We start from the raw sequence: 25,308 nt of genomic DNA, 5'->3' as shown, positions 1-25,308 counted from the left end.
CCCGTCGCTAATGGGTTTAGGAACATCGATGACAGAAGGAGAAATCGATGAGTAAGAAAGAATGCATCGCGATGCTCCTCGCAGGAGGACAGGGCAGCCGATTGGGGGCACTCACCCAAAAGATCGCCAAGCCGGCGGTTAGCTTTGGTGGCAAGTTCCGCATTATCGACTTTTCGCTGTCCAACTGCTCCAACTCGGGCATCGACACGGTGGGCGTTCTGACGCAGTACCGTCCCTACCTGCTGCATGCCTACGTGGGCTCCGGCGAGGCGTGGGATTTGGACAGCCGCGACGGCGGCGTGTCGATCCTGCCGCCGTACGAGACGCAGACCGGTGGCGCCTGGTATGCGGGCACGGCCGACGCCATTACGCAGAACCTCGACTACATCAAGGCCAACGACCCCAAGTACGTCCTGATTCTTTCGGGCGATCACCTGTATCGCATGGACTACCGTAAGATGCTCAAGACGCACATTGAGAACAACGCCGACCTCACGGTGAGCGTTATGCCCGTGCCGTGGGAGGAGGCCAGCCGCTTTGGCATCCTGACCACCGACCCCGAGGACGGCCGCATCACCAAGTTCACCGAGAAGCCCGAGAAGCCCGATTCGAACCTCGCGTCCATGGGCATCTACATCTTCTCGGCCGACGTGCTGATCGAGGCGCTCGAGGAGGACGCCCTGGACCAGCGCTCGAGCCACGACTTTGGCAAGGACATCATCCCCAAGCTGCTCGGCGAGAACAAGCGCCTGTACAGCTACGAGTTCCACGGCTTTTGGAAGGACGTCGGCACCATCGCCAGCTTCCACGAGACCTCGATGGACCTGTTGGGCAACAACCCCGAGTTCGATCTGTTTGACAAGAACTTCCCCATCATGTCCAACATCACCACACGTCCGCCGCACTACATTGGTCCGGACGGCCGCCTGGACGACTGCCTGGTCTCCAACGGCTGCAAGATCTACGGCACCGCTCGCCACTCGATCCTTTCGACCGATGTCATCATCGAGGAGCGAGCCGTGGTCGAGGACTCCGTGCTGCTGCCGGGTGCGCACGTTAAGAGCGGCGCGCACATCTGCCGCGCTATTTTGGGCGAGAACTCCACGGTCGAAGAGGGCGTGAAGCTCGGCTCTGTCGATACCACCAAGGATACGGCCGTCGTTGGAAATGACGTCGTTATCGGGAAGGGGGAATGATCCGATGATCAATCGCAAGGCCATCGGTTATATCACCGCTAACTACTCTTCGACCTACGGCAGCGTGCTGCTCAAGGACCGCCCCATCGCGTCCGTTCCGTTTTTGGGCCGCTACCGCCTGATCGACTTCCCGCTATCCAACATGATGAATGCCGGCATTAAGACCGTCGGCGTCGTCATGCCGGGCAATTATCGCTCGCTGATCGACCACGTGGGCTCGGGCAAGGACTGGGGCCTGGACCGCAAGAAGGGCGGCCTGTTCATGGTGCCCGGCAACGCGTATGGCACCACCAAGGGCGGCATGCGCTTCCTGCTGCGCGACATCATCTCCAACAAGACGCTGTTCCAGCGCTCGGACAAGCCCTATGTTGTGATGATGGGCACCAACATTATCTTTAACATGGACCTCAACACCATCATCGACGCGCACGAGAACTCCGGTGCCCAGATGACCGTGGTGTACTGCAAGGCCACGCGCAACGTCGATGACGAGACCAAGCTCGAGATTAACGAGAACGGCCGCCTGACGGGCGTGAGCGCTGGCGTCGTGTACGGCGACAACGCCTCTATGGACTGCTGCATCGTCAACCGCGATACGCTGCTCGAGATCATCGACCACTACCAGGCCGCCGACTATCTGGACCTGCTCGAGGCACTCCAGGGCGACTTTGGCAACATCGACGTGTGCAGCTACGAGTACAAGGGCGAGGTCGTAGGCGTGTTTAGCGAGAAGTCGCTGTATCGCCGCAGCATGGACCTGCTCGACCAGACCGTGGCCGACCATCTCTTCGATCCCGAGCGCCCGATCCTGACCAAGGCTCACGACGTGCCGCCTTCGCGCTATGCGACCGGCAGCCACGCGTGCAACTCGATCATCTCGGCCGGCTGCATCATCAAGGGCACCGTGCGCAACTCGATCCTGTCGCGCGGCGTCGTGGTCGAGGAAGGCGCTTCGGTGACTAACTCGATCATCAACCAGAGCTGCATCATCAAGAGCGGCGCACGCGTCGAGAACGCCATTCTGGACAAGAACAACGTGGTTCCCACCAACACCGAGCTTCGCGGCACGCCCGAGAACATCCTGGTGCTGGGCAAGGCTCCGTTAACTTCCGACACCACCATCGTACGTTAACGTTGGCACCGCAACATCGCTCGTAAAATGTAGAATAGCCGCCCGGTTAGCGCCAGGCGGCTATTCTCGAATTGCAACATGGGAGACAATATGGCAGATTCCAGCAAAAAGATGCAGATCGTGTTTGCCTCGGCCGAGTGCGCACCGTTTGTGAAGACCGGTGGCCTGGGCGACGTGGCGGGCTCGCTGCCTGCGGCGCTTGTGCGCGCCGGCGCCGAAGTTATCGTGATGGTGCCCAAGTACGCCACCATCAAGGACGAGTATAAGGCGCAGATGGAGCACTTCTCCGATTTTTACGTAAGCCTGGGCTGGCGCAACGAGTACTGCGGGCTCGAGAAGCTCGAGCACGACGGCGTCACCTATATGTTCATCGACAACGAGCGCTACTTTGCGCGCGACTATCCGTACGGCTTCTTTGACGACGGCGAGCGCTTTGCGTTCTTCTCCAAGGCCATCACCGAGAGCCTGCAGCACCTGCCGGCCGGCTTTGAGTGCGACATCCTGCACTGCAACGACTGGCAGACGGCGCTGGCGCCCGTGTTCTTGCGCGAGTTCTACCAGGGCCTGCCGCTGTACGACCGCGTCAAGACCGTGTTCTCGATCCACAACGTGGCGTTCCAGGGCCAGTTTAGCGACACCGTGATGGAGGACATCCTGGGTGTGGCGCATATTCCGGCGGCCGCCTCGCAGCTGCGTTGCGACGCTTGCAGCATCAACTATATGCTGGGTGCGCTGCACTATGCTGATGCCATCACCACGGTGAGCCCCACCTATGCGGGCGAGATCCAGACACCCGAGTTTGGCGAGGGCTTGGACGGCGTGCTGCGCGAGCGTTCCTACGCGCTGCAGGGCATCCTCAACGGCATTGACGTGGCGGCCTTTGACCCGTCAACCGACAAGCGCATTGCCGCCAACTACACGGTTGACGACCGTTCCGGCAAGGCCGTGTGCAAGGCCAAGCTGCAGGAGGAGCTGGGTCTCGAGGTTCGCGACGACCGCCCGCTTATGGTGATGGTCACGCGCCTGACGCGCCAGAAGGGCATGGACCTGGTCATGTACGCGCTCGACCGCATCCTGGCCGGCGGCGTTCAGGTGGCCGTTCTGGGTACTGGCGACCGCGACTACGAGGACGGCCTGCGCTACTTCCAGGACAAGTACCCCGGCACCATGGCCGCGCGCATCGAGTTTGACCCGGCGCTGTCGCAGCGCATGTACGCTGCCGCCGATATGTTCCTGATGCCTTCGAAGTTTGAGCCCTGCGGTCTGTCGCAGATCATCGCCATGCGCTACGGCACCTTGCCCATCGTGCGCGAGACCGGTGGCCTGAAGGACACCGTTGTTCCGTACAACGAGTTCACTGGTGAGGGCACGGGCTTCTCGTTTACCAACTTTAACGGCGACGAGATGGGCGACGCGGTGTTCCGCGCGGCTCGCCTGTTCTGGGACAACCGTGACGCCTGGAACCAACTGGTCACGCAGGCCATGAGCCAGGACTTTAGCTGGACGCGCTCGGCCGACAAGTATCTGGATCTGTACTTCTTTATGCACCCGGAGATTGAGAGGCCGGCGGCGGTTGTCGACGAGCCTGTGGTTGTGGCTGAGAAGGCTGAGGCCGAGCCCGAGCCCCAGGCCGAGGTTGTGGCCAAGCCCGAGCCTAAGGCTGAGGAGAAGCCGGTTGAGGCTAAATCTGAGGTGAAGGTTGAGACAGCTCCCGAGGCTGCTCCCGAGGCTGAGGCTAAGCCGGCTGCGAAGCCTGCTGCCAAGAAGACCACGACGCGCAAGACGACGGCCAAGAAGGCTACGACAACCAAGGCCGCTGCCACCAAGACCACCGCTGCCAAGGCAACTACCGCCAAGGCAACGACTACGCGCAAGCGCACGACCGCCGCTGCCAAGAAGGCCGCCGAGGCCGAGGCTGCTCCCGAGGTAAAGGCCGAGACCGCCGAGACCAAGCCGGCCAAGAAGACTCCGGCCAAGACTGCAGCCAAGAAGACGACCGCGACCAAGACCACGACCGCCAAGAAGGCCACGGTCACAAAGTCGACCAAAACCAAGGCTGCCGCAAAGCCGGCCGCCAAGGTCGAGGAGACGCCTGCCGAGTCCAAGGCCGAGGCAGCTGTCGAGGCCAAGCCGGCCGCCAAAACCACAACGCGCAAGCGCGCTACGACGACGGTCAAAAAGGCCACGGCCAAGACCGCTGCTCCCAAGGCAGAGGCTAAGGCCGAGGAAAAGCCCGCAGTAAAGGCCGAGCCGACTCCGAAGGCCGCTGAGGTCAAGACCGCTCCGAAGGCTACGGCAAAGACCGAGCCCGCCAAGGAGGTCTCGGTCTCCCCCGCCGCTCCCACTGAGGAAAAGGCTCCTACCAAGAAGACCTCCGTCCGCAAGGCAACGGCCGCCCGCAAGCGCCGCTAATCCGGACGATTAAAACTTAATCCTCAACGCAAAAGAGGGCGCTCAACCAGGCGTCCTCTTTTGCGTTGAACTTCTCTATTAAAAAGAGGGCCGGTTTACTACGACAAAATGGCTCCGGCCGACCACGGCTGGTAATCTACGAAATTGGCAACGCCTCTACCTGCGGTTTTAATATCACCAAAATGACCGTAGTTGAGATCATTCAATTTATCATAGTAAACCGGGGTACTTTTGTTTGGCTACAAATAGTATCGGTATAGGCATTATTGAATATCGCGATAATTTGAATGGTAAAACGATTTTCTAGGACAACCGTTCGCCGATGGTAAACGGATGTTGTTTATACAGCCTGTGTACAACAGATATACTTACATCCTGTGCGTAAAGCCCATGGCCCGCAGGCCGTGATTCTATTGAACTGGACCGTATTATGAGATTGATTCACAACAGCCGTCTGTCGCAGTTTCGTACTCCGTTTGGCGCTGTGACCACAGGAACTTCCGTTTCGCTCTCGGTGATTTTGGAGGATGCCGACCCCAACCAGGCAACGCTCACCCTGCGCACCTGGGTCGATGAAATCGGTGAGTCTCTGTATCCCATGACGCACGAGGGCGACGGCATATTTACCGTAGAGCTTGAGTGCACTGAGCCCTGTCTTATCTGGTACAGCTTTATCTGCAACATCGAGGGCCAGCCTGTGGTACGCCTGGGTGCACCGCAGGGTCGCACCGGTGGCGAGGGTGTGACCTACAACTACGCCGAGGTTCCGTCCTTCCAGATTACCGTCTACAAGCACCGAGAGAACCGTCCCACTTGGTACGAGCGCGGTATGGTCTACCAGATCTTCCCCGACCGCTATGCACGCGACGAAAACTGGCGCGAACGCACGCTTGCCGAAGTTGAAAAACCGCGCAACGGAATCCAGCGCCGCATGGTCGAGGACTGGAACGAACCGCCCGAGTACGAGCGTGCCGAAGACGGCTCCATCAAGACCTGGGATTTTTACGGCGGCTCGCTCAAGGGTATCCAAAATGACCTGCCCCGCATTGCCGAGCTAGGCTTTACGGCCATCTACCTCAACCCCATCTTTGAGGCCGCGAGTAACCACCGCTACGACACGGCCGACTACACCAAGATCGACCCGATCCTGGGCACCGAGCAGGACTTTACCGAGCTGTGCAAGGCAGCCGAGAAGCTGGGCATCTCCATCATCCTGGACGGCGTCTTCAACCACACGGGCGACGATTCGATCTACTTTAACCGCTACGGCAATTATCCCGGCGTCGGTGCTTGGCAAAGCGAGGACTCGCCGTGGCGCGATGCGTTTTACTTCCATGAAGACGGTTCGTATGACTGCTGGTGGGGCGTGGGCAACATGCCCGCCATCAACGAGAGCTCCGAACTGGTGCGCGAGCGGCTCCTGGGCAAGGACGGCGTGATCCGCAAATGGCTGCGCGCCGGTGCCCATGGTTGGCGCCTGGACGTGGCCGACGAGCTTTCCGATGACTTCCTGGCCGAGATCAAAAAGGCCGTGCTCGCCGAGAAACCTGACGCGCTGCTGCTCGGCGAGGTCTGGGAAGACGCCTCCAACAAGATCAGCTACGGCCATCTGCGCCGCTACCTGCAGGGCTCTGAGCTCGACTCTGCCATGGACTACCCCTTCCGCGACATGGTCATCGGCTTTTTGATGGGCTACAAGAATGCCTATCAAGCTGCTGAGGACATCGAGACCCTGCGCGAGAACTACCCGCGCGAGGCACTGGCCTGCGCGCTCAATCTGCTTTCGAGCCACGACCGCCCGCGCATTATCTCGGTGCTCGGCGGTGGCCCCGACGAGTCGCAGCTACCCGAGAGCGAGCGCAGCAAATGGCGCCTGGACGAGAACTCGATGGGCCTGGCCAAGAGCCGTTTTTGGTTGGCAACGCTCATGCAGATGACCTTCCCGGGCGTTCCCTCGATCTATTACGGCGATGAGTACGGCCTGGAGGGCCTCACCGATCCGGGCAACCGCCGCACGCTGCCTATGAAGGAAGACCTACACGACTTCGATACGCTGGCCATCCTTAAAAACGCGTCGGCCGTGCGCCGCGCGCTGCCCTTTATGGTTGATGGCGAGATCAAGGCCTTCGCGCTCAACGACGACGTCTTGGCCTACACCCGCACGGGCAAAGACGGCGAGGCCGCGACGGTTATCATCAACCGCAGCCTGCGCAATTCGCACTGCGTGACGATTCCGGCACTCGGCGAATGTGCGAGCGACGTTATCAGCGGCCAGGAGTGCGAGATTCACAACGGTACCGTCACGCTCGATCTGTACCCGCTGGGCTCTTCGATCATCTATCACCATGCCGAGGAGCGCCTGCAGGAGCCGCTCGATCATGGCGCAGGCGTTGTGTGCCACATCACCTCGGTGCCGACCGATGACGGCAAGCCTGGCACAATCGGTGCGCCCACGCGTCGCTTTATCGACCATCTGGCCGCCATGGGCATGCGTTACTGGCAGGTCCTGCCCGTCAATCCCACAGACTTCTTCCGCTCCCCCTATGCCGGTCCTTCGGCCTTTGCAGGCAATATCGACCTGCTGCCCGAGAGCCACGAGGAGCTGGCCGCCGACTTCGTCACCTGGAAGGCCCGCGGCGGCGAGGATGCTGACCCGCTGTACACGGCGTTTAAACATCGCAACGCCGATTGGCTCGAGAAGTACTGCGTCTATATGGCCGTCAAAAAATACTTTGAGGGCGAATCGCGCCACGATTGGCCGGCAGATGTTGCGCGCTACAACGAGCATCTGATCGACGATAAGCGTTTCCACGACGAGGCCGAGCTTCAGGCGTACATGCAGTACCGCTTTGACCTGGCTTGGTGCGAGCTCATGAACTATGCACACAAGAAGGGCATCGAGGTCATCGGCGATATCCCGATGTATGTCTCGGACGATTCGGCCGACGCGTGGAGCGAGCCCGAAAACTTCTGGCTGTCCGACACCGGCAAGGCGATTGAGATTTCGGGCGCGCCGCCCGACAACTTTGCACCCGAGGGCCAGGTCTGGGGCAACCCCACCTTCCGCTGGGATCACATGAAACAGAACGGCTATAGCTGGTGGATGGATCGCCTGCGTCGTGCGTTTTCGCTCTACGACCGCGTGCGTCTGGACCACTTCCTGGGCTTCCACAGCTACTTTAGCATCCCTGCCGGTAAGGCCTGTGCCGACGGTCGCTGGCTTGCGGGACCGGGCAAGGACCTGTTCCAGACGGCCTACGACGAGCTAGGTCCGCTCAACTTTATTGCCGAGGATCTAGGCTATCTGACGCCTGGCGTTCGTGCGATGGCTTCCACCTGCGGCTTCCCCGGCATGGACGTGCTGGAGTTTAGCGACTACGACGTTCGCTGCGGAATTCATCCCACATCGGGCAAGATCCTGTATACCTCGACACACGATACGTCGACGTTGGCCGGTTGGTGCACGCGTTCCTTTGCGGGCGGCGATGAACCGAGCGGCATTGCATTGGCAGGCGAGCTCATGCGCAACGCCCTGGCCAGCGATGCTCCGCTCGTTATGATGCCGCTGCAGGACGTGCTGGGGCTGGGCGACGATGCACGTATGAACGTGCCGGGCGTGGCCACGGGCAACTGGACTTGGCAGGCTGACGAGGCCGACGTTGAGGCAGCCGAGGGCAAAACTGCGAAGCTCCTGCGCAACACCCATAGATTCTGGGGCGAAGCGTGATAAAACCCCCGATATAGGGTACAGTTACAGCTGTTTGAATTTTTGCGGGCAGAGCGATCTGCCCGCTTTGTGCTGAAAAGGAAGTATTATGGCGCGCTATGATTACAAGTGCACGAGCTGCGGCAATGTGTTTGAGGTTGAGCACCCCATGTCCGAGACGCCCGAGGTCGTATGCCCCAGCTGCGGCGCCCCGGCGTCCAAGACATTCTCGGCCAGCGGCATTAAGTTCGACGGCAGCGGTTTCTACAACACCGACCAGCGAAGCGGCGGCTCCAGCACCAACGCCACCAGCGGCTGTTGCGCCAACTGCCCGCATAACCACTAATAACAACGTGGCCCCGTGATCAACTCCGATCGCGGGGCTGATTCTTTAGCAGCCCAGGTTTCCTTATGAGTTGCGGTGAAATAAGGACTGTTTGGCGGGCAGAAGCCGCTATTCAATCCCTATTTCACCGCAACTTAGTAGCTACTTGTGGACCAGGCGGGCGCAGAAGTGGCCGTCGTAGGAGTCGGCGTTTACCGGCACGCTTTGGAAAAGTCCGCGGTCTTTTTGACGTACGGAGACGAGCTTCTTGGCTTGTTCGAACTCGGGTAACTGCAGAATCTGCGCCTCGGAGAGGGGTGCCAAGCTAAAACCTGCGCCCTCGGGAGAAGCCAAAAACGCATCCACGACTTGCGTGTTCTCTTCATCAAAGACCGAGCAGGTGGCATAGATAAGCTCGCCGCCGGCAGCCACGCGGGCAGCAGCCTCCTTGAGCATCGTAAGCTGCAGTTTGGGCAGCTCAACCGTCACATCTTTTTCGGTCAGGCGCCAAGGGATCTCGGGATGACGACGCATGGTGCCGGTGCCAGAGCACGGCGCATCGATAAAGACCGTATCGAACTTAACCGGCTCGCCAAGCATGGCATCAAACGACGTCAGTACTTCATCAAGCTCGCAAGCATCACCCGAAACCGTACGAACGCCCTGAATACCTGCCTTATGCAGGCGAGCGAGATTCTGGTCGCACTTGCGATCATGCAAATCGAGCGCCGTATGCTGACGCTCATAGCCCGCACGCTTGGCCTGGCACATCATCACATAGGTCTTGGTGCCACGGCCGGCACCAATCTCAAGGCAGCAACCAGGGCGCGTGGCAGCTGTGGCGATAAGTTGCGCGTTGAGATCAGAGGCCACCGCGGCAGCACGCTCAAACACACCCGAAGCAACGGTAACCTGGGCATCAACCGGGGCATGGCAGCCCGGGAAGACAGGCGCGACGAGCTGCGAGATATACGGATCGGGCTTGGAAGCAAAAGCGTTCTCATGCAGGGCCAGCGGCGCGGGGGCCAGATTGCCGGCAAAGTTAAGCGCACCCTCTGGCGTGTCAAACGATGCCATAATGCGAGCGCACAGCCATCGCGGCAAGCCCATCAGGCGAGACAGGCGAACCAAGCGTCGCTCAGACTCATCGGCATCCACCGCGGCGGCAAAATCATCGACGTTGTCCGCAACCTTATGCAGAACGGCGTTCGCCAGACCGGCGGCGGACTTAGCACCGCAGCGAACCAGCTCAACTCCCTGACTTACGGCAACGCGGCCAGGCGTATGCAGGTAGAGCATCTCGAAGGCAGAAATACGAAGCGCCATGCGAACGCGCGGCGCAACCTTTTTGGGCTTATCGAGAAACTGATCGAGCAGCTCGTCCAAAATACCCTGCGTGGCGGCAACACCCAGCGCCAAGCGGGCGGCAAAAGCGGAATCGCGCTGGTCAATAGCCTTGGCCGATGCGCGAGAGGACAGCACGTCGCGTGCATACATGCCGCGGCGATCGGCCTCCATCAGCACATCGAGCGCAAGCTTGCGCGCGGGAGACAGCCTGCTCATGACAAAACACCCCAGATAAGATCGGCACCCTGCAGGCCAGCAGACCAAGCAGAAGCAGTCATAGCACGCTTGCCATCGGGCTTAACCTCGAGCAGTTCAACCGAGCCATCAGAAAGGCCCAGGTAAACACGCTTGGCCTGAACGAGAACCTGACCCTCGCCGAGCGACACATCAGCCGCCGCAGCATCGAGCACACGCACGGTCTTGCCGGCAATCACGCAACGAGCAGGCGCGGTATCGGACGAAGCGAGCACATGACGCACGCAATCGAGCGCCGCCATTTGCGGATCCAAGCGCATCTCCTGCTTAGAAATCTTGGCAGCATGGGTAACGAGCGCCTCATCCTGTTCAGTCCACACGGCAGTGCCATCGGCAAGAGAGGGAAGCGTATCGGTAAGCAGTTTGCCGCCGAGCTCAGCGAGCTCCATGGTCAGCGCCTCGGCATGCTTACCGGCAACCGAGGTCGAGGCCTGCGCACAATAGGCGCCGGTATCCACGCCATGCCCAATGCGCATAATAGAAACGCCAGCAATCTCATCACCAGCAAGAATGGCACGCTGAATAGGAGCAGCCCCACGCCAACGAGGCAGCAAGGACGCATGAACATTCACAATACCAAGCGGCGCCATATGCAGCACCTCATCAGGCAAAATACAGCCATAAGCAGCCACACAGAAAATATCAGCCTGGGCAGCCTGGAGCACCTCAACAACCTCAGGCGTCATACGATTAGCCTCAACAACCGGCAACCCCAGCTCAAGCGCCTTAGCCTTAACAGGAGACGGCTCTAGCTTCTTACCTCGCCCACGAACAGCATCGGGACGAGTAATAACGAGCGCAACCTCATTACCAGCCGCAACAAGCGAAGTCAGCGAAGGCACAGCAAAATCAGGCGTACCCATAAACACAATACGCATAAAAGTTAGTCTCCTCTCAACCAAAGCCGAGACGGCTACAAAGAACAGCGGAAAGCCAAGTCACCAGCCCATCCGCAATAACATTTCAACAAGAACAAATATACCCAAAACCAAAGAAAGAGCCGCAATAAAAGCAGCTCTTTCAGCAAAGCACCTATCAGCGAAGACGCCCATCCCTGGCCCGACGGCACCTGGGCGAGACAAGCAGCGTCAACGTAGTCCCCGGGGCGCCTGCCTATATCGTCCCGCGCGCAGTTTCGCAGCGCAGCGAGAATGTTTGAGCACGGGATGATATGTGGGCGCTCAGCACCGGGGACGGACAAACCTACTCCGTCTCGCCCGGTCGAGCGCCGCGGGCCAGGGCATCCTGGTACTCCTTGACTGCCTTGATCCTCTGCATGGGCTTAAGGCGCTCGAACATGGTGTTGCCGTGCAGGTGATCGATCTCGTGCTGTAGGCACACGCAGAACAGATCGCCCGAGGCCTCATAGCGAATCAGGTTGGCGTCCAGGTCATACGCCTCGACGACGACATGGTCGGGACGCTCGATCTCACAGCTAATGCCAGGAATGGATAGGCAGCCCTCGCTATACGGAACGAGATGGTCGCTTTGCTCGACAATCACGGGATTGATGAGCACGTACGGGTCGTAGTCGTTCTTGTCGCTGTAGTCGCAGTCGATGGTAACGAGCTGAATGAGCTCGCCGATCTGCGGAGCAGCCAGGCCGCAACCGCCGTTATCGAACATCATTTTCTTCATCTTCTCGGCAAGCGCCTCGATCGCCGGGGTGATCTCCTCGATGACGGCGCACTCCTGGCGCAGACGAGGGTCGGGCGACAGTACGATTCCGTTGGCTTCCATGGCCATCCTTTCGGTTTGTTACATCAAATCATAGGCATCGACGTCAACGCTCACGCTCACGCCGCGCACAGAGCCCACCTCTTTGAGGCAGGCGTCGATATCATCAGAGACATGGTACCCCACGGGCGACTTCACAAGCAGATGGAAGCGGTAACGGTCCTTGGCTCTCTCGATTACACACGAAGCCGGGCCCAGCACCTGGGGCACGGCGCTCCCCGCCCGCAAAAAGTCGGGCGCGGCGGCATGCCAGCGGCGCTTAAGAAGCTTTGCAATGCGCCCAATGTAGTCCTGCGCGTCGTCTCGGTTCGCCGACCACACCAAGATGTTGACCAGGCGAACAAACGGCGGGTACAGCGCGTCGCGGCGCTGGTCCAGATCGTAGTCGGTAAAGATCGAACGGTCGTGCTCAGCGACGGCACGAATGACCGGATCCTCGGGCAGGTAGGTCTGGATGATGACCTCGCCGGGACGATCGCCGCGACCGGCACGGCCCGCGACCTGCTCCAGCAGATCGTAGGCGCGCTCCCCTGCTCTAAAATCGGGCAGCTTTAACGCAAAGTCTGCATTGACCACGCCCACAAGCGTGACCTCGGGAAAGTCGAGGCCCTTGGCAATCATCTGGGTGCCCAGCAGCACCGCGCAATCGGCCGCATCGAACTGCTCGAGCAGCTTTTTGTGCGCGTCCTTGCCGCGCGTGGAATCGGCGTCCATGCGTATGATGGCGACGTCGTCGGGCAACATCTGGTGGAGAGCGTCCTCGATCTGCTGCGTGCCCAGGCCCATTTTTGCCAGGTAGCGACTGCCACATTTGGGGCAACGGCTCGTGGGCGCGGGATACGGCCGCACGCGCCAAGACGAACCGCATGTGTGACACTGCAGCGTGTGTGTGCGCTCGTGATACGTAAGCGCTGTGGAGCAGTGGTTGCAGGTGGGGACGCAGCCGCACTCGCGGCACATCAGGAATGGCGCAAAGCCACGGCGGTTATGCAGCAACACGGCCTTCTCGCGGCGCCCAACCACACGCTCCAATCCCTCCATCAAGGGTTTTGAGAACATGGAGCGGCTGCCGTGCGAGAACTCGCGACGCAGGTCAGCAATGCGGACCGTAGGCAGCACGGCGTGTCCGGGGCGCTCGGGCATCTCGACACGCGTCCAGGTGGCACCGTTATACATGCCGCGGCGGCAGCGGTCGAGGGCCTCGGCAGAAGGCGTGGCCGACCCCAGCACGAGCGGGCAGCGAAAGCGGCGCGCCATCTCGGCTGCCACCTCGCGCGCATGGTAGCGCGGACTGGACCCCTGCTTGTAGCTGGTCTCGTGCTCCTCGTCAATGATGATGAGGCCCAGGTCGTCAAGCGGGCAAAAGAGCGCCGAACGTGCGCCGACGACCACGCGGGCCGCACCGCTGGCAACCATATCCCACTGGTCCAGGCGCTCGCCGGCCGAAAGCCGCGAATGAAACACGGCGACCGTCTCGCCAAAGCGCGAACGGAAGCGGCCGACGGTCTGGGCCGTCAGCGAAATCTCGGGCACCAGCACGCAGGCCGAGCGACCGGCTGCAAGCACGCGCTCAATGGCGGAGAGGTAAACCTCGGTTTTGCCGGAGCCGGTGACGCCGTCGACCAACACCACGTCGCCATGAGCGTCCAGACGGGCGCGCTCAATCTGCGCGAGTGCCTGTTGCTGGCCGTTGGTAAGGGAGACCGGCGCCTTGCCGCTTGCCGAGGACAGCGTGGTCTGCTCGCTGCAACCGCGCCAGGCACGGCGCTCCTCCACCACCACGACGCCGCGTTTTTCGAGAGCCTTGATGGTCGCCGACATACTGTTATAGAGAAGGTTGAGGTCGCGCATCGTGACAGGACCACACTGGAGCGCCTCGATGAGTTGGCGCTGGCGGACCGCGGTCTTGGGCGGCGTATAGTCGAAGCCCTCGGGCGTGAGCATGACCCAGCGGTTTTGGATAGGCTTGACGGCGGGACGTTCAACCGTCCACACACCGTCGTCGCCCTTGACCACACGGGGGCCGCCACCCGGAGGCAAGAACAGGCGCAGGCACTCGGAAAGCGTCGCGACATACTCGCGGCTCATCCAACGTGCGATGCGGGCGACTTCGGCGGTAAAGAGCGGTTTGCTGAGGATGGCCTCGATGGGCTTGATGCGCACGGGGTCGAGGGCGTTGTTGCCCGGCAGATCGCCCAAATCAGGCGCAATGTCAACGACATAGCCCGCGGCGGCACGGTTACCAAAGTGGACCAGGACCGTGGATCCGATCTGGACCTCGTTGGCAAGGGACTCGGGGATGCCGTAAGCAAACGGTTCCGACAGCGCACGGGTGGGGATGTCGAGGACCACGCTCGCGTAGGCGGCGATGGGCTCAGGTGCAGGCTTAGGCTTCACCGGAGTCTCCTCCGGTTCCGGCGAACCAAACAGCGACAGTTGTTGAGCCATACACCACCTCTAACGAACGGACCTGAAAGGGGTGGGACAAAATAATCAGTAGAGTTTGTCCCATGGCCGATACGAGTGTCGAGCTTGTTGCGTCACTCGAACATGGGACAAACACTACTGATTATTTTGTCCCAGCAACCCACTCATCGGTACAGAAACAAGAGCCCCGCTCGGGGGAACGGGGCTCGGATACATGCGTTTACGCGTCTACTATAGCGCCATCGTGCGGGCGCGGTCGATGCGTGCCAGGCAGTCGTCGCGGCCGACGAGCGCCATGGTCTCGCCCAGCGGGGGGCTCACCATGTTGCCGCAGACGGCGACGCGCACGGCCTGGAACACCACGCGCTTCTTAAGGTCCATCTGCTCGGGCAGCGGCTCAAGCGCGGCGTCGATGGCCTCGGCGGTCCACTTGTCCACGCCCTCGAGCGCGGCCTTGGCGGCATCCAGAATGACGCCCATGCCTTCCTTAGCCAGGCCCTTGTTAACGGATTTCTCGTCATACTCGAGCGTCTCGGCCGTAGCGAAGATGGGAGCGGCGACGGTCACGGCGTCGGCCGGCATCTTGGTGCGCGGCTTGACGATTGCGGCAAGCGCGTCGATCCAGTCCTCGCCGTACTCGATGTTGCCCTCGATGAGACCCGCCTCGTGCAGCTCGGGGACCATGATCTCGTCGGCAAACTGGGCATCGGACATGCCGTTGATGTACTCGGCGTTGACCCAGTCGAGTTTCTTTGGGTCGAAGGTCGCCGGGTTCTTGGAGATGCGGTCGAGCGAGAACTTGCTGGCCAGGACATCGCGCGGGATGATTGTGGTCTCGCCGTCGAGCGACCAGCCGAGCAGCGCCAGGTAGTTGACGAAGGCGTCGGAAAGGTAGCCGGCGTCGCGGTACTCCTCCACCGAGGTGGCGCCATGGCGCTTGGAGAGCTTCTTGCCGTCGGCGCCCAGGATCATGGAGATGTGGGCGAACGTGGGCACGGGCGCGCCGAGGGCCTCGTAGACCATGACCTGACGCGGGGTGTTGGACAGGTGGTCGTCGCCGCGGATGACATGGGTGATCTTCATCATGGCGTCGTCAACGACGGTCGCAAAGTTGTACGTGGGCGTGCCATCGGAGCGGAAGATCACAAAGTCGTCGAGCTCCTTGGCGTCGAAGGTCACCTCGCCGTGGACGGCATCGTGGATACGGACGTCGCCGCGGTCCTCGGGCACCTTGATGCGTAGGACGTAGGACTCGCCAGCCTCGATGCGACGGCGGGCCTCCTCGGGATCAAGATCGCGGCAACGGCGCTGATAGCCCTGGAAGGGGTCCTTGCGCTCCTGCGCGGCCTTGCGATCGGCGTCGAGCTGCTCCTTGGTGCAGAAGCAGGGATAGGCCTTGCCCTCGTCCCAAAGCTTCTGGGCAGCCTGCTTGTACAGGTCCAGGCGCTCGGTCTGGGCGTAGGGGCCAAAGTCTCCGCCCACCTCGGGACCCTCGTCCCAGTCCAGGCCCAGCCAACGCATGGCGCGCAGGATGATCTGCGTGTTCTCGTCGGTGGAACGGGTGGGATCGGTGTCGTCGATGCGCAGGATGAACGTGCCGCCGTTTGCACGGGCGAAAGCCCAGTTATAGATAGCGGTGCGGGCGCCGCCGATGTGCAGCTTGCCCGTCGGTGAGGGTGCAAAGCGGACGCGAACGTCTGATGCCATGGAAATCTCCTCGATTGCAGGATGGATGTCTAACCGCATCAGTATAAAGCATCAAAGCAACCTCCGCACAAAGGGCACCGACCCAGTCATTGGGGACGACCCACTCATTGGGGACAGACTTAAATGAGTAGGTGCGGAAAGGGTGTGAATGTTTGATTTACGCGCTATGATGTGCCCTTGCATAGAGAGCCCGTCGGAATGGTAACGGTCGCCGGGACACGTTTTTGAAAGGACAATCATGTCAGAAGAACTTCGTTCCATCCCACCCCAACACGGGTCCTTTGTTTTTACGTCGGAGTCGGTGACCGAAGGTCATCCCGATAAGATCGCTGACCAGATCAGCGACGCCGTCCTCGACGCAATCCTCGCCAAAGAAATAGAGCTCCAGGAGCAGGGCTACATCGCCCCCAACGGCGTGCCTGCCAACGTGGAGAACGTCCGCTGCGCCTGCGAGACCCTCGTGACCACCGGCACCGTCATCGTCGCCGGCGAGATTCGCACCCAGGCCTACGTCGACGTACAGGAAATCGCCCGCGGCGTCATCCGCCGCATTGGCTACAACCGTGCCAAGTTCGGTTTTGACTGCGACACCTGCGGCGTTATGAGCCTCATCCACGAGCAGTCGCCCGATATCGCCCAGGGCGTCGACGAGTCCTTCGAGACCCAGACCGGCGCCACCACCGACCCGATTGACCTGATCGGCGCCGGCGACCAGGGCATGATGTTCGGTTATGCCTCCAACGAAACCAAGACCCTCATGCCCATGCCGCACTACCTGGCGAGCCGCCTGGCCGAGCGCCTGGCCGCCGTGCGTCACGACGGCACCCTCGCCTATCTGCGTCCCGACGGCAAGACCCAGGTCACCGTGCGCTACGAGGAAGGCAAGCCCGTCGAGGTCACGACCATCGTCATCTCTACGCAGCATGCCGCCGAGATCGAGGACATGGGTAAGATCAAGGCCGACCTCATCGAGCACGTCATCACCCCGGTCATGGCCGCTGAGAACATGCCGTGGGACAACGCGGACATCTACGTGAACCCCACCGGTCGCTTTGTTGTGGGCGGCCCCATGGGCGACACGGGCCTCACCGGCCGCAAGATCATCGTCGACACCTACGGCGGCTACGGCCGTCACGGCGGCGGTGCCTTTAGCGGCAAGGACTGCACCAAGGTCGACCGTTCCGCCGCGTATGCCGCGCGCTGGGTCGCTAAGAACGTGGTCGCCGCCGGTCTGGCCGACCGCTGTGAAGTCGAGCTCGCCTACGCCATCGGCGTTTCCAAGCCCCTCTCAATCATGGTCGACACCTTCGGTACCGCGCATGTTGCCGAGGACAAGATCGTCGAGGCCGTCGAGAAGACCTTCGACCTGCGCCCGGGCGCAATCATCCGCGACCTAGACCTGCGTCGCCCCATCTACGAAAAGACGGCAGCCTACGGTCACTTCGGCCGCGAAGACGCCGACTTCACCTGGGAGAATACCGACCGAGTCGAAGAACTCAAAGCAGCCTGCGGCCTGTAAGCTAGCGGCAAAAGCTACAGCCAAATCGAAACGCACCAAAAGAGGTACCGGACCAACCGGTACCTCTTTTTTATTAACCGGTGGTGAAGATGAGCCGACCTGGGACGCAGAATAGGTTCCCAGCTGATGAATTTTGCAGCAAGCGTGCCCCTACCATGTATCCTAAGTTCCGAGGGCTTTGGTATTTGGTCGATCGCGAGTTCCGCACGAGCCGGAGGCCACTTAATGTGGCCTCCGTGCGAGCCAGGACTGTAGAGCAGGCGACCAAATACCAAAGCCCTCGGAACGACGGGATAGAACAGGAGCGCATATGGCAGGCAAGCCGCAAACACTAGCTACGACCTCGGCATTCGAGATCTTGGGGCCCGTCATGGTCGGCCCCAGCTCATCGCACACCGCCGGCGCCCTGCGGTGCGCCCAAGTTGCCGCCAGCCTGCTGGAAGGCCGCATCACCAAAGTCACCTTTGGCCTGTGGAACTCCTTCGCCCACACCTACCGCGGCCACGGCACCGACCGTGCGCTCGTCGCGGGCATCCTGGGCCTCGACACCGATGACGAAAACATCAAGCAGGCCTTTGACCTCGCACGTGAGCAGGGCCTCGAATATCACTTTGACATCAAGGGCGACGACGCCTCCATCCACCCCAACACCGTCGACATCGATATGGTCGACGCCACGGGCGCCACAGCAGAGGTCCGCGGCGAGAGCTTGGGCGGCGGCAAGATGCGCATCAGCCGCATTAACGGCGTCGGCGTCGACATCTCGGGTATGTATTCCACGCTCTTCGTGGCGCACCAGGACGTCCCCGGCGTGCTCGCAGCGCTCACCAACCTGCTCGCCTACGCCCATGTGAACATCGCCTTCTGCCGCACCTACCGCACCGAGGTGGGCGGCCAGGCCTACTCCGTCTTTGAGACCGACGGCGCACCCGACGACACCGTCGTCCCGATGCTGCGCAAGCTCGACAATGTCGATTACGCGACCTTTATCGAGCTCCCCGGTTCTGCCTCGTCGCTCTCCCCCGGCGTCTCAGCAAAGGAAATCTTCGACGACGGCGAGCAGCTGCTCGATGCGTGCGAGGAACGGGGACTCAGCATCGGCGCCGTCATGGCCCTGCGCGAGGCGCGTCTGACCGGCGAGGCCCACGCCGTCGCCGCCATGCACCGCGTGCTCGACGTCATGCGCGAGGAGACCACGGCCCCCATCGTCAATCCGCAGCGCTCGCTCGGCGGGCTTATCGGCGGCGAAGCAAAGCTTGTCGATGCCACCGGCAGCAACGACCTGAGCTCCAATTTAATGGGCGCCGTCCAGACTGACGCCGTGGCCCGCGCCATGGCCGTGCTCGAGCGCTCGGCCACCATGGGCGTGATCGTCGCCGCCCCCACGGCGGGCTCCGCAGGCGTCGTGCCCGGCTGCGTGCTGGCGCTCGCCGACCACCTGCAGCTCGACGACGAACAGGTCATGGACGCGCTCTACTGCGCAGCCGCCATCGGCCTCAACCTCACCACGAGCGCCTGCGTTGCCGGCGCCGAGGGCGGATGCCAGGCGGAGGTGGGAAGCGCCGCCGCCATGGCTGCCGCCGCGCTGGTGCAGATGCTCGGCGGCACGCCCGAGCAGGCGCTCGACGCCAGTTCCATCGCGCTGAGTAACCTGCTGGGCCTCGTTTGTGACCCCGTCGGTGGCCTCGTGGAGGTGCCCTGCCAAAACCGCAACGCCATCGGCGTGGCAGCGGCCTTTAGCTCGGCACAACTCGCCCTCGCCGGCATTAAGAGCCTGGTGCCGTTTGACCAGATGGCACATGTCATGCTCTCAGTGGGCCACGCGTTGCCGGCCACGCTGCGCGAGACGGCAAAGGGCGGCATCGCGCAGGCTCCGGCCGCACTTTCGGCCTGCGCAAAATGCGGTGTGTGCGGATAGCAACAAAGGACGACTCAAAGGTGGGACAAATGTCCCACCTCTTTTGAATGCCACCGTTTCCGTACCACAAACAACTAGGTAATCGCTATAATGCAAGCCCAGTAAAAACACGATGAGCCGCAAGGCGAAATTCGAAGGATATGCATACGATGTCGCAAAACGATCGAACTCAACTGATTCCCGATCCGCAGCAACCGAGCAGGCACACCGGAGGCGTTCAGTCGCCGCGTCCTATCGCGCCGAGTCACGGTCAGCAGCGTGGTGCGGCAAACGCTTCCCAACGCCCGAACCAGCAACGTCAGCAGCGCCAGGCAAACGGCAATGCGCCCAAGCAGCCCCCCACGCACGCTCAGGGCGATCGCGGCCCCGCGCGCAAACCCGCCGAGAACAATAAGTCGGGCAAAAAGACGACGCTCTTTGTCGTCCTGGGTCTTATCGTCATTGTCTATATCGTAGGCGTCGTAGCGTTTTCCCAGCTAGCCTACCCCAACACCACCATCGCCGGCGTCGACGTCTCGTTCTCCAACGCTTCGTCTGCCGCCACCAAGGTCAACTCGGCATGGAAGCACTATAAGCTCACCGTGACAGGCGATGACTTTAGCTGGACGTATCAGCCCGAGTCCGATGAGCCCATCGTCGACGGCGAAGCTGCCGCAAAAGAGATCATCAGCCACAACGAAGCCTTTGTATGGCCGGTCCGCCTTGTGGAATCCTTAAGCGGAAAGACCAAAACAACCGCTACCTCCAACGAAGTCGATCTTGATCAAGACGTCGACCTGTCCATGCTCTCCGACACTTTTGACCAAAAGAAGTTTGAGAAGGATCTGGGCGCCGCCATCGACGAGTTTAACGAGGGCCGTTCGGGCACGTTCGAGGCCAATAGCTCCTATGACGAGCAGGCCGGCAAGTTTACCGTCGAGAAGGCGCGCTCCAACGAAAAACTCGACCGCGAGCATGTCATTAAGTATGCCGAACTCGAGCTTGCCTCGCTGTCCGAGACCGTAGACCTTTCCAAGCTCGGCAACGATGCCTATGAACCGCTCAATGGAACGCTGACCGATGATCAGATTCAGGCCGCATGCGATGCCGCCAATAACTTCTTGGGCGTCAACGTGATCCTCAAGCTTAACGGCGAGGATGCCGGCAAGGTTGATGGCAGCTCCGTGTTGCAGTGGATCAGCTTTGCCGATCCGGCCAACCCCACGCTCGATACGTCGCAGATCAGCAGCTGGGCAGCCGAGCTCGCCAACGGCTTTAATACCGTGGGCTCCACTCGCTGGTGGACGCGCGCCGATGGCAAGCAGTGCGCCGTCGAAGGCGGCGACTTTGGTTGGTCCATCGACAGCAGCTCGCTCGCCAAGCAGGTCGAAGACGCCATTAACAACAAGCAGACCGGCGAAATCGAGATCAAGTACTCCCAGAAGGCCGACACATTTACCGCCAAGGGCGAGCCCGACTGGAAGGCCTATATCGACGTCGACCTGTCCGAGCAGCATGCGCGCTACTACGACGAGAGCGGCAACATCGTGTGGGAGGCCAACTTTATTTCTGGCAAACCGGGCGAAGACGCCACCCCCGAGGGCGTATGGCAGATCAACAGCAACGATGGCGCCAGCAAACTCATCGGTGCCAAGGACCCCGAGACCGGCAAGCCCAAATACGAGAGCCCGGTAAGCTACTGGATGCCGTTCGAGGGCAATATGGTCGGATTCCACGACGCCACCTGGCAAAACGATTCGAGTTTCGATAACGCCGAATCGTACAAGTGGTGCGGTAGCCACGGTTGTATCAACCTGCGTCTGGCCGATGCCAAGTCGCTCCACGAGCGCATCAAAGTCGGCCTCTGCGTGGTCGTGCACTCGTAACGCAGCTAACGTCTACAACAAGTAAACAGCACGGCGACAAAACTTACAGTACCGTCATCCGCAACTTCTATACGCCCGCCTATCGCGACGGGCGTATATACTTATCGGAGCCATATCGATAAAGGAGACGCTATGTCCAAGGTCCCCACGATCAATCCGGGTCCTGACGATTCCGATCGCATGCCCCAAGATGCCACCGAGACCCTGCCGATTATCAGCGCTGCAGACACCAAGCAGCCCCAAACGAGTCTCGACGATTCGACCGATATCTCCGATGAAGAAGCCTATGCAAAGCTCAAGGCAAAGCGTGCCGAGCGTCGGCGCAAAAAGCTGATTCGACGCGGTATTGCCGCCGGCGTCGTTGTTGCCATCGCGCTCATTGCCATCATCGCAACGCTGGTCATCAACGCGCAACCCGCAGGCACCAACGGACCGGTGACCGACATGGTCACCGAAGGCACGTTTACCACCACAGTCGAAGCCAAGGGGCAGCTTAAGCCCATCTCGGCATCGGTCGTCTCCCCTTCTGTCGACGGTACGGTTGAAAAGATCAACGTGCAGGCCGGACAGAGCGTCAACGAGGGCGACGTACTCATGACCATTAAGAACGACGCGCTCGATAGCGCTGTTTCCGAGGCGCAGCGCGCGGTCGCGGCCGCCCAGGAAGACCTGAACAATGCAAAGGTGGCACTCGCGGCCGCACAGGCCGCACCGACAACGGACAGTGACGAATCGACCGGCCCATCGGACGCAAACGCCAACGCAAATGCCGTCTCGACCGCCCAGCGCAACCTCGCCTCGGCCCAGGCAACGCTGGAGCAGGCAACTGCAAAGGCGGCCGAGCGCACCGTAAAGGCCCCCAGTTCGGGCAACATCGTCGAGCTCAACGCCAAAGTCGGTGCCACGGTGACCGGAGGCACGATCATGGGCGAAGGCGACACGAGCGGCGGCAAGCAGTGCATGCAAATCGCCGACCTGTCCAAGATGAAGGTGACGGTTCAGGTGGGCGAAAAGGATATCGCCAAAATTGCCGTGGGCCAAAGCGCCAACGTGACCTATCCCGCGTTTCCCGATATCGTGAGCCAGGGCACCGTCACGGCTATCGCCTCGGTGGCAAACTCTGACTCCGGCTCCGGTAGCGGCGGCAGCGTGACCTTTAACGTCGACATCCTCATCGAAGCACCCGACAGTCGCCTTAAGCCGGGTATGACTGCCGAGGTCTCGGTAGTGACCGAGAAGCTCGACGACGTGGTTATGGTGCCGACCATGGCGCTGATGACCGAAGATGGCGAGCACTATTACGTCAATCTGGCCACCGATTCGGAAGGCAAGAAGACGCGCCGCGTGAAGGTGACCGTCGTGACGCAAAACGACAACGAGGCTGTAGTCGGTAAGACGCAGGTCAAGCGCGACGACCAGGGCAACGAGATCAACCCAGACGTCCCGGTTACCAAGTTACGCGACGGCGACACCATCGTGACGGATACCGGCGCAGGCATGACGGCAGACGGCGGCGACAATATGTCTGCCGACGAGGGCAAGTAATGCGTCCCGTCATCGACATCCGCAACGTGCACCGCATCTTTGAGAGCGAGGCCGGTTGCGCCCACATCCTGCACAACGTGAGCCTGGCGGTGAACCCCGGTGAGTTCGTCGCCATCACCGGCCCCTCGGGCTCGGGCAAGTCGACGCTCATGAACATCCTGGGCTGCCTGGACAAGCCGACGGCGGGTGATTATTTCCTGCAAGGGCTCAACGTCGCCGAGCTCGACGATGATGAGCTCACCGAGGTGCGCGCGCTGAGCATCGGCTTTGTCTTTCAGAGTTTTAACTTGCTGCCGCGTCTGACGGTGATCGAAAACGTCATGCTGCCGCTGTCCTACACCAATGTGCCGCGTAGCCAGCGCGAGATGCGCGCCGTGCACGCGCTGCAAGCCGTCACACTGCCGGTCGACCATTGGGACCACCGCATATCGGAACTCTCGGGCGGACAGATGCAGCGCGTCGCCATCGCGCGCGCCCTCGTCAACGACCCGCCCATCATTTTGGCCGACGAGCCAACGGGAAATCTAGACTCGACAACCGGGGCGCTCGTCATGGAAACCTTCCACAAGCTCCAGAAACGCGGCAAGACCATCGTACTCATTACGCATGACCCCGGCATCGCCGCCGAGGCCGATCGAGCCGTAACCATCCGTGACGGGCGAATCCATGACGGCGCATATGTCGCGCATACACCGAATACGTTACGCGGGGCCGTCAAAAACCTGCCCGAGATTTCTGCAACCACCAATCAGCCGAAAGGAGCGAAGGCATGAGCACCCGCGATCTTGTCCAAGAAGCCCTTCACTCGCTCGAGGCCAACAAGGGACGCAGCCTGCTCACCATCCTTGGCATCGTCATTGGCATCGCCTCGGTCATCGCCATGACTTCGCTCATCGGCGGTATCCAAAACAGCCTGGTCAACAGCCTGGGCCTCAATGCAGCCCGCATGGTAGAGATCTATTCGTCCCAAGAACTCACCGATTCGGATGTGGAAAAGCTTCGCAAACTGGTGCCGCAGATTGAGCAGATCGGCATCGTCGATAGCGCCTATTCCGAGTACAAGGTCGGGGATAAAAGCTATACCGTCATGGCACACGGCGTCGATAGCGACATGCTCGATGCCGTGGGCGCCAGCAAGCTCGTTGCGGGACGTGTCTATTCACAGGCAGAGACTCAATCAGGCTCGCGCGTGGCGCTCATCAGCCGCGGCGGCGCCGATCAGCTTTACGGCAACGAACAGGACGCACTGGGGAAAACCATCAAGGTGTCCAACGGCGAGGTGCAGATTGTAGGCGTGATTGATGGCGGCAGCGACTCCATGGGCTCGCTCACGCTGTATATGCCACGCGAAACCATCTCCGGCCTGTTTGGCGACGAGAATCCTTCATTTCCCAGCGTGACGGCACTTGCCGCCGAGGGCACAGACATGGACGAGCTCTGCAAGACCATCGAGTCTAAGGTGCGCGCGATGAAGGGCATCTCGGAGGATGATGAGTACGACAGCGTATCGACGACCTCCATGAAAAGCGCCATCGATGCACTCAACTCGTTTATGGGCGCCTTCTCGCTCATCATGGGCGCTGTCGCCAGTATCTCACTGCTTGTCGGCGGAATCGGCATTATGAATATGATGCTTACCAACGTGACTGAGCGCATCCGCGAGATCGGTATTCGCCGTGCCTTGGGCGCCAGTCGCCGCGATATCACCGCGCAGTTTTTGGCCGAGTCCTCGGCGCTGTGCGTCACCGGTGGCCTGCTGGGTGTCCTGATTGGCTATCTGCTGGCCTGGGGCCTCGCGATGTTTGCCGCAGGATCAGGGGTTCTCAACGAGCTCGGTGCCAGTGGGGAGATCACACCGAGCTTTTCAATCGCCACGGTGCTGCTGGCCTTCGGCGTCTCCGTCGGCATCGGCGTAATCTTTGGCTTCTACCCCGCTCGCCGCGCGGCAAAGCTCAACCCGGTGGAGTGCCTACGCTACCAGTAAGCCACCACCAGCTACCAGTAAGCCACCACCAACAAGTTGCGGTGAATTAGGGACTGAATATGCTATCTAGCAGCAAAAACAGACACTATTTCACCGCAACTTATTGAAGGGCTGTTTGCGCCAGTTCTGGGCGTCGTCCTCGAGCTATTGATGGATGACGGGCTTGTACGGGTCGAGCTTGCTCGGGACGCTCCTCCTCGCGGACGGGAGGGCGCGCTAGGCGCGGCAAGCGC

At 60.9% G+C, this 25,308-nt stretch carries 16 protein-coding genes; 11 read left to right on the top strand and 5 right to left on the bottom strand.

Annotation, left to right across the window (positions count from 1 at the left end):
* The first annotated feature begins 47 nt into the window (after positions 1-47).
* The 5 genes from DW136_RS03845 to DW136_RS03825 all read left to right on the top strand — a co-directional run bounded on the left by DW136_RS03845 (position 48) and on the right by DW136_RS03825 (position 8,792).
* Positions 48-1,196 carry a glucose-1-phosphate adenylyltransferase gene (locus DW136_RS03845; protein ID WP_035138263.1) on the top strand — a complete coding sequence of 383 codons (1,149 nt, stop codon included), beginning with the start codon at positions 48-50 and terminating at the stop codon, positions 1,194-1,196.
* Between the two features lie 4 nt (positions 1,197-1,200).
* Entirely contained in the window at positions 1,201-2,328 is a 1,128-nt protein-coding gene (gene glgD, locus DW136_RS03840; RefSeq protein WP_118289124.1) for a glucose-1-phosphate adenylyltransferase subunit GlgD, read from the top strand.
* Between the two features lie 90 nt (positions 2,329-2,418).
* On the top strand, positions 2,419-4,740 hold the full coding sequence (glgA, locus tag DW136_RS03835; protein WP_199580155.1) for a glycogen synthase GlgA: 2,322 nt from the start codon (positions 2,419-2,421) through the stop codon (positions 4,738-4,740).
* A gap of 430 nt (positions 4,741-5,170) precedes the next feature.
* Positions 5,171-8,467, top strand: coding sequence for a 4-alpha-glucanotransferase (locus tag DW136_RS03830; protein WP_118289123.1), 3,297 nt, complete (start codon positions 5,171-5,173; stop codon positions 8,465-8,467).
* Positions 8,468-8,555: 88 nt separating this feature from the next.
* Entirely contained in the window at positions 8,556-8,792 is a 237-nt protein-coding gene (locus DW136_RS03825; RefSeq protein WP_118289122.1) for an FmdB family zinc ribbon protein, read from the top strand.
* A 141-nt stretch (positions 8,793-8,933) separates the two neighbouring features.
* On the opposite strand, the gene DW136_RS03820 is transcribed toward DW136_RS03825, so the two are convergent.
* The 5 genes from DW136_RS03820 to gltX all read right to left on the bottom strand — a co-directional run bounded on the left by DW136_RS03820 (position 8,934) and on the right by gltX (position 16,244).
* Positions 8,934-10,334, bottom strand: a complete 1,401-nt coding sequence (locus DW136_RS03820; RefSeq protein WP_118289121.1) for an RsmB/NOP family class I SAM-dependent RNA methyltransferase — start codon at positions 10,332-10,334, stop codon at positions 8,934-8,936.
* Positions 10,331-11,251 carry a methionyl-tRNA formyltransferase gene (gene fmt, locus DW136_RS03815; RefSeq protein ID WP_118289120.1) on the bottom strand — a complete coding sequence of 307 codons (921 nt, stop codon included), beginning with the start codon at positions 11,249-11,251 and terminating at the stop codon, positions 10,331-10,333. The genes DW136_RS03820 and fmt overlap by 4 nt, the downstream gene beginning before the upstream one ends.
* A 325-nt stretch (positions 11,252-11,576) precedes the next feature.
* Complete coding sequence (def, locus tag DW136_RS03810) at positions 11,577-12,113, bottom strand: peptide deformylase (protein ID WP_117790334.1); 537 nt, start codon at positions 12,111-12,113, stop codon at positions 11,577-11,579.
* Between the two features lie 18 nt (positions 12,114-12,131).
* Entirely contained in the window at positions 12,132-14,558 is a 2,427-nt protein-coding gene (priA, locus tag DW136_RS03805) for a primosomal protein N' (protein ID WP_118289119.1), read from the bottom strand.
* A gap of 210 nt (positions 14,559-14,768) precedes the next feature.
* Entirely contained in the window at positions 14,769-16,244 is a 1,476-nt protein-coding gene (gltX, locus tag DW136_RS03800) for a glutamate--tRNA ligase (RefSeq protein ID WP_118289118.1), read from the bottom strand.
* A gap of 238 nt (positions 16,245-16,482) precedes the next feature.
* Between gltX and metK the strand changes: the two genes are divergently transcribed.
* The 6 genes from metK (at position 16,483) to DW136_RS03770 (ending at position 25,075) form a co-directional block, all read left to right on the top strand.
* Positions 16,483-17,763, top strand: a complete 1,281-nt coding sequence (metK, locus tag DW136_RS03795; protein ID WP_089571822.1) for a methionine adenosyltransferase — start codon at positions 16,483-16,485, stop codon at positions 17,761-17,763.
* 310 nt (positions 17,764-18,073) lie between these two features.
* A complete protein-coding gene (sdaAA, locus tag DW136_RS03790) occupies positions 18,074-19,681 on the top strand; it encodes an L-serine ammonia-lyase, iron-sulfur-dependent, subunit alpha (protein WP_118289117.1) in 1,608 nt (535 codons plus the stop codon).
* A gap of 149 nt (positions 19,682-19,830) precedes the next feature.
* Entirely contained in the window at positions 19,831-21,546 is a 1,716-nt protein-coding gene (locus tag DW136_RS03785; RefSeq protein ID WP_158571431.1) for a L,D-transpeptidase, read from the top strand.
* Positions 21,547-21,678: 132 nt separating this feature from the next.
* The gene (locus DW136_RS03780) at positions 21,679-23,091 is read left to right on the top strand and encodes an efflux RND transporter periplasmic adaptor subunit (RefSeq protein ID WP_118289115.1); all 1,413 of its coding nucleotides are present in this window, start codon (positions 21,679-21,681) and stop codon (positions 23,089-23,091) included.
* On the top strand, positions 23,091-23,864 hold the full coding sequence (locus tag DW136_RS03775) for an ABC transporter ATP-binding protein (protein ID WP_089571814.1): 774 nt from the start codon (positions 23,091-23,093) through the stop codon (positions 23,862-23,864). Before DW136_RS03780 ends, DW136_RS03775 begins: the two co-directional genes overlap by 1 nt.
* Positions 23,861-25,075 (top strand): ABC transporter permease, encoded by a 1,215-nt coding sequence (locus DW136_RS03770; RefSeq protein ID WP_118289114.1) that lies wholly within the window; start codon positions 23,861-23,863, stop codon positions 25,073-25,075. The genes DW136_RS03775 and DW136_RS03770 overlap by 4 nt, the downstream gene beginning before the upstream one ends.
* Positions 25,076-25,308: the final 233 nt, after the last annotated feature.

Source organism: Collinsella sp. AM12-1 (genome assembly GCF_003472325.1).
In the GTDB taxonomy this organism is placed as follows: Bacteria; Actinomycetota; Coriobacteriia; order Coriobacteriales; family Coriobacteriaceae; genus Collinsella.
Note: the sequence above shows the minus strand (reverse complement) of the source record. Positions and strands in the feature narration are given on the sequence as shown.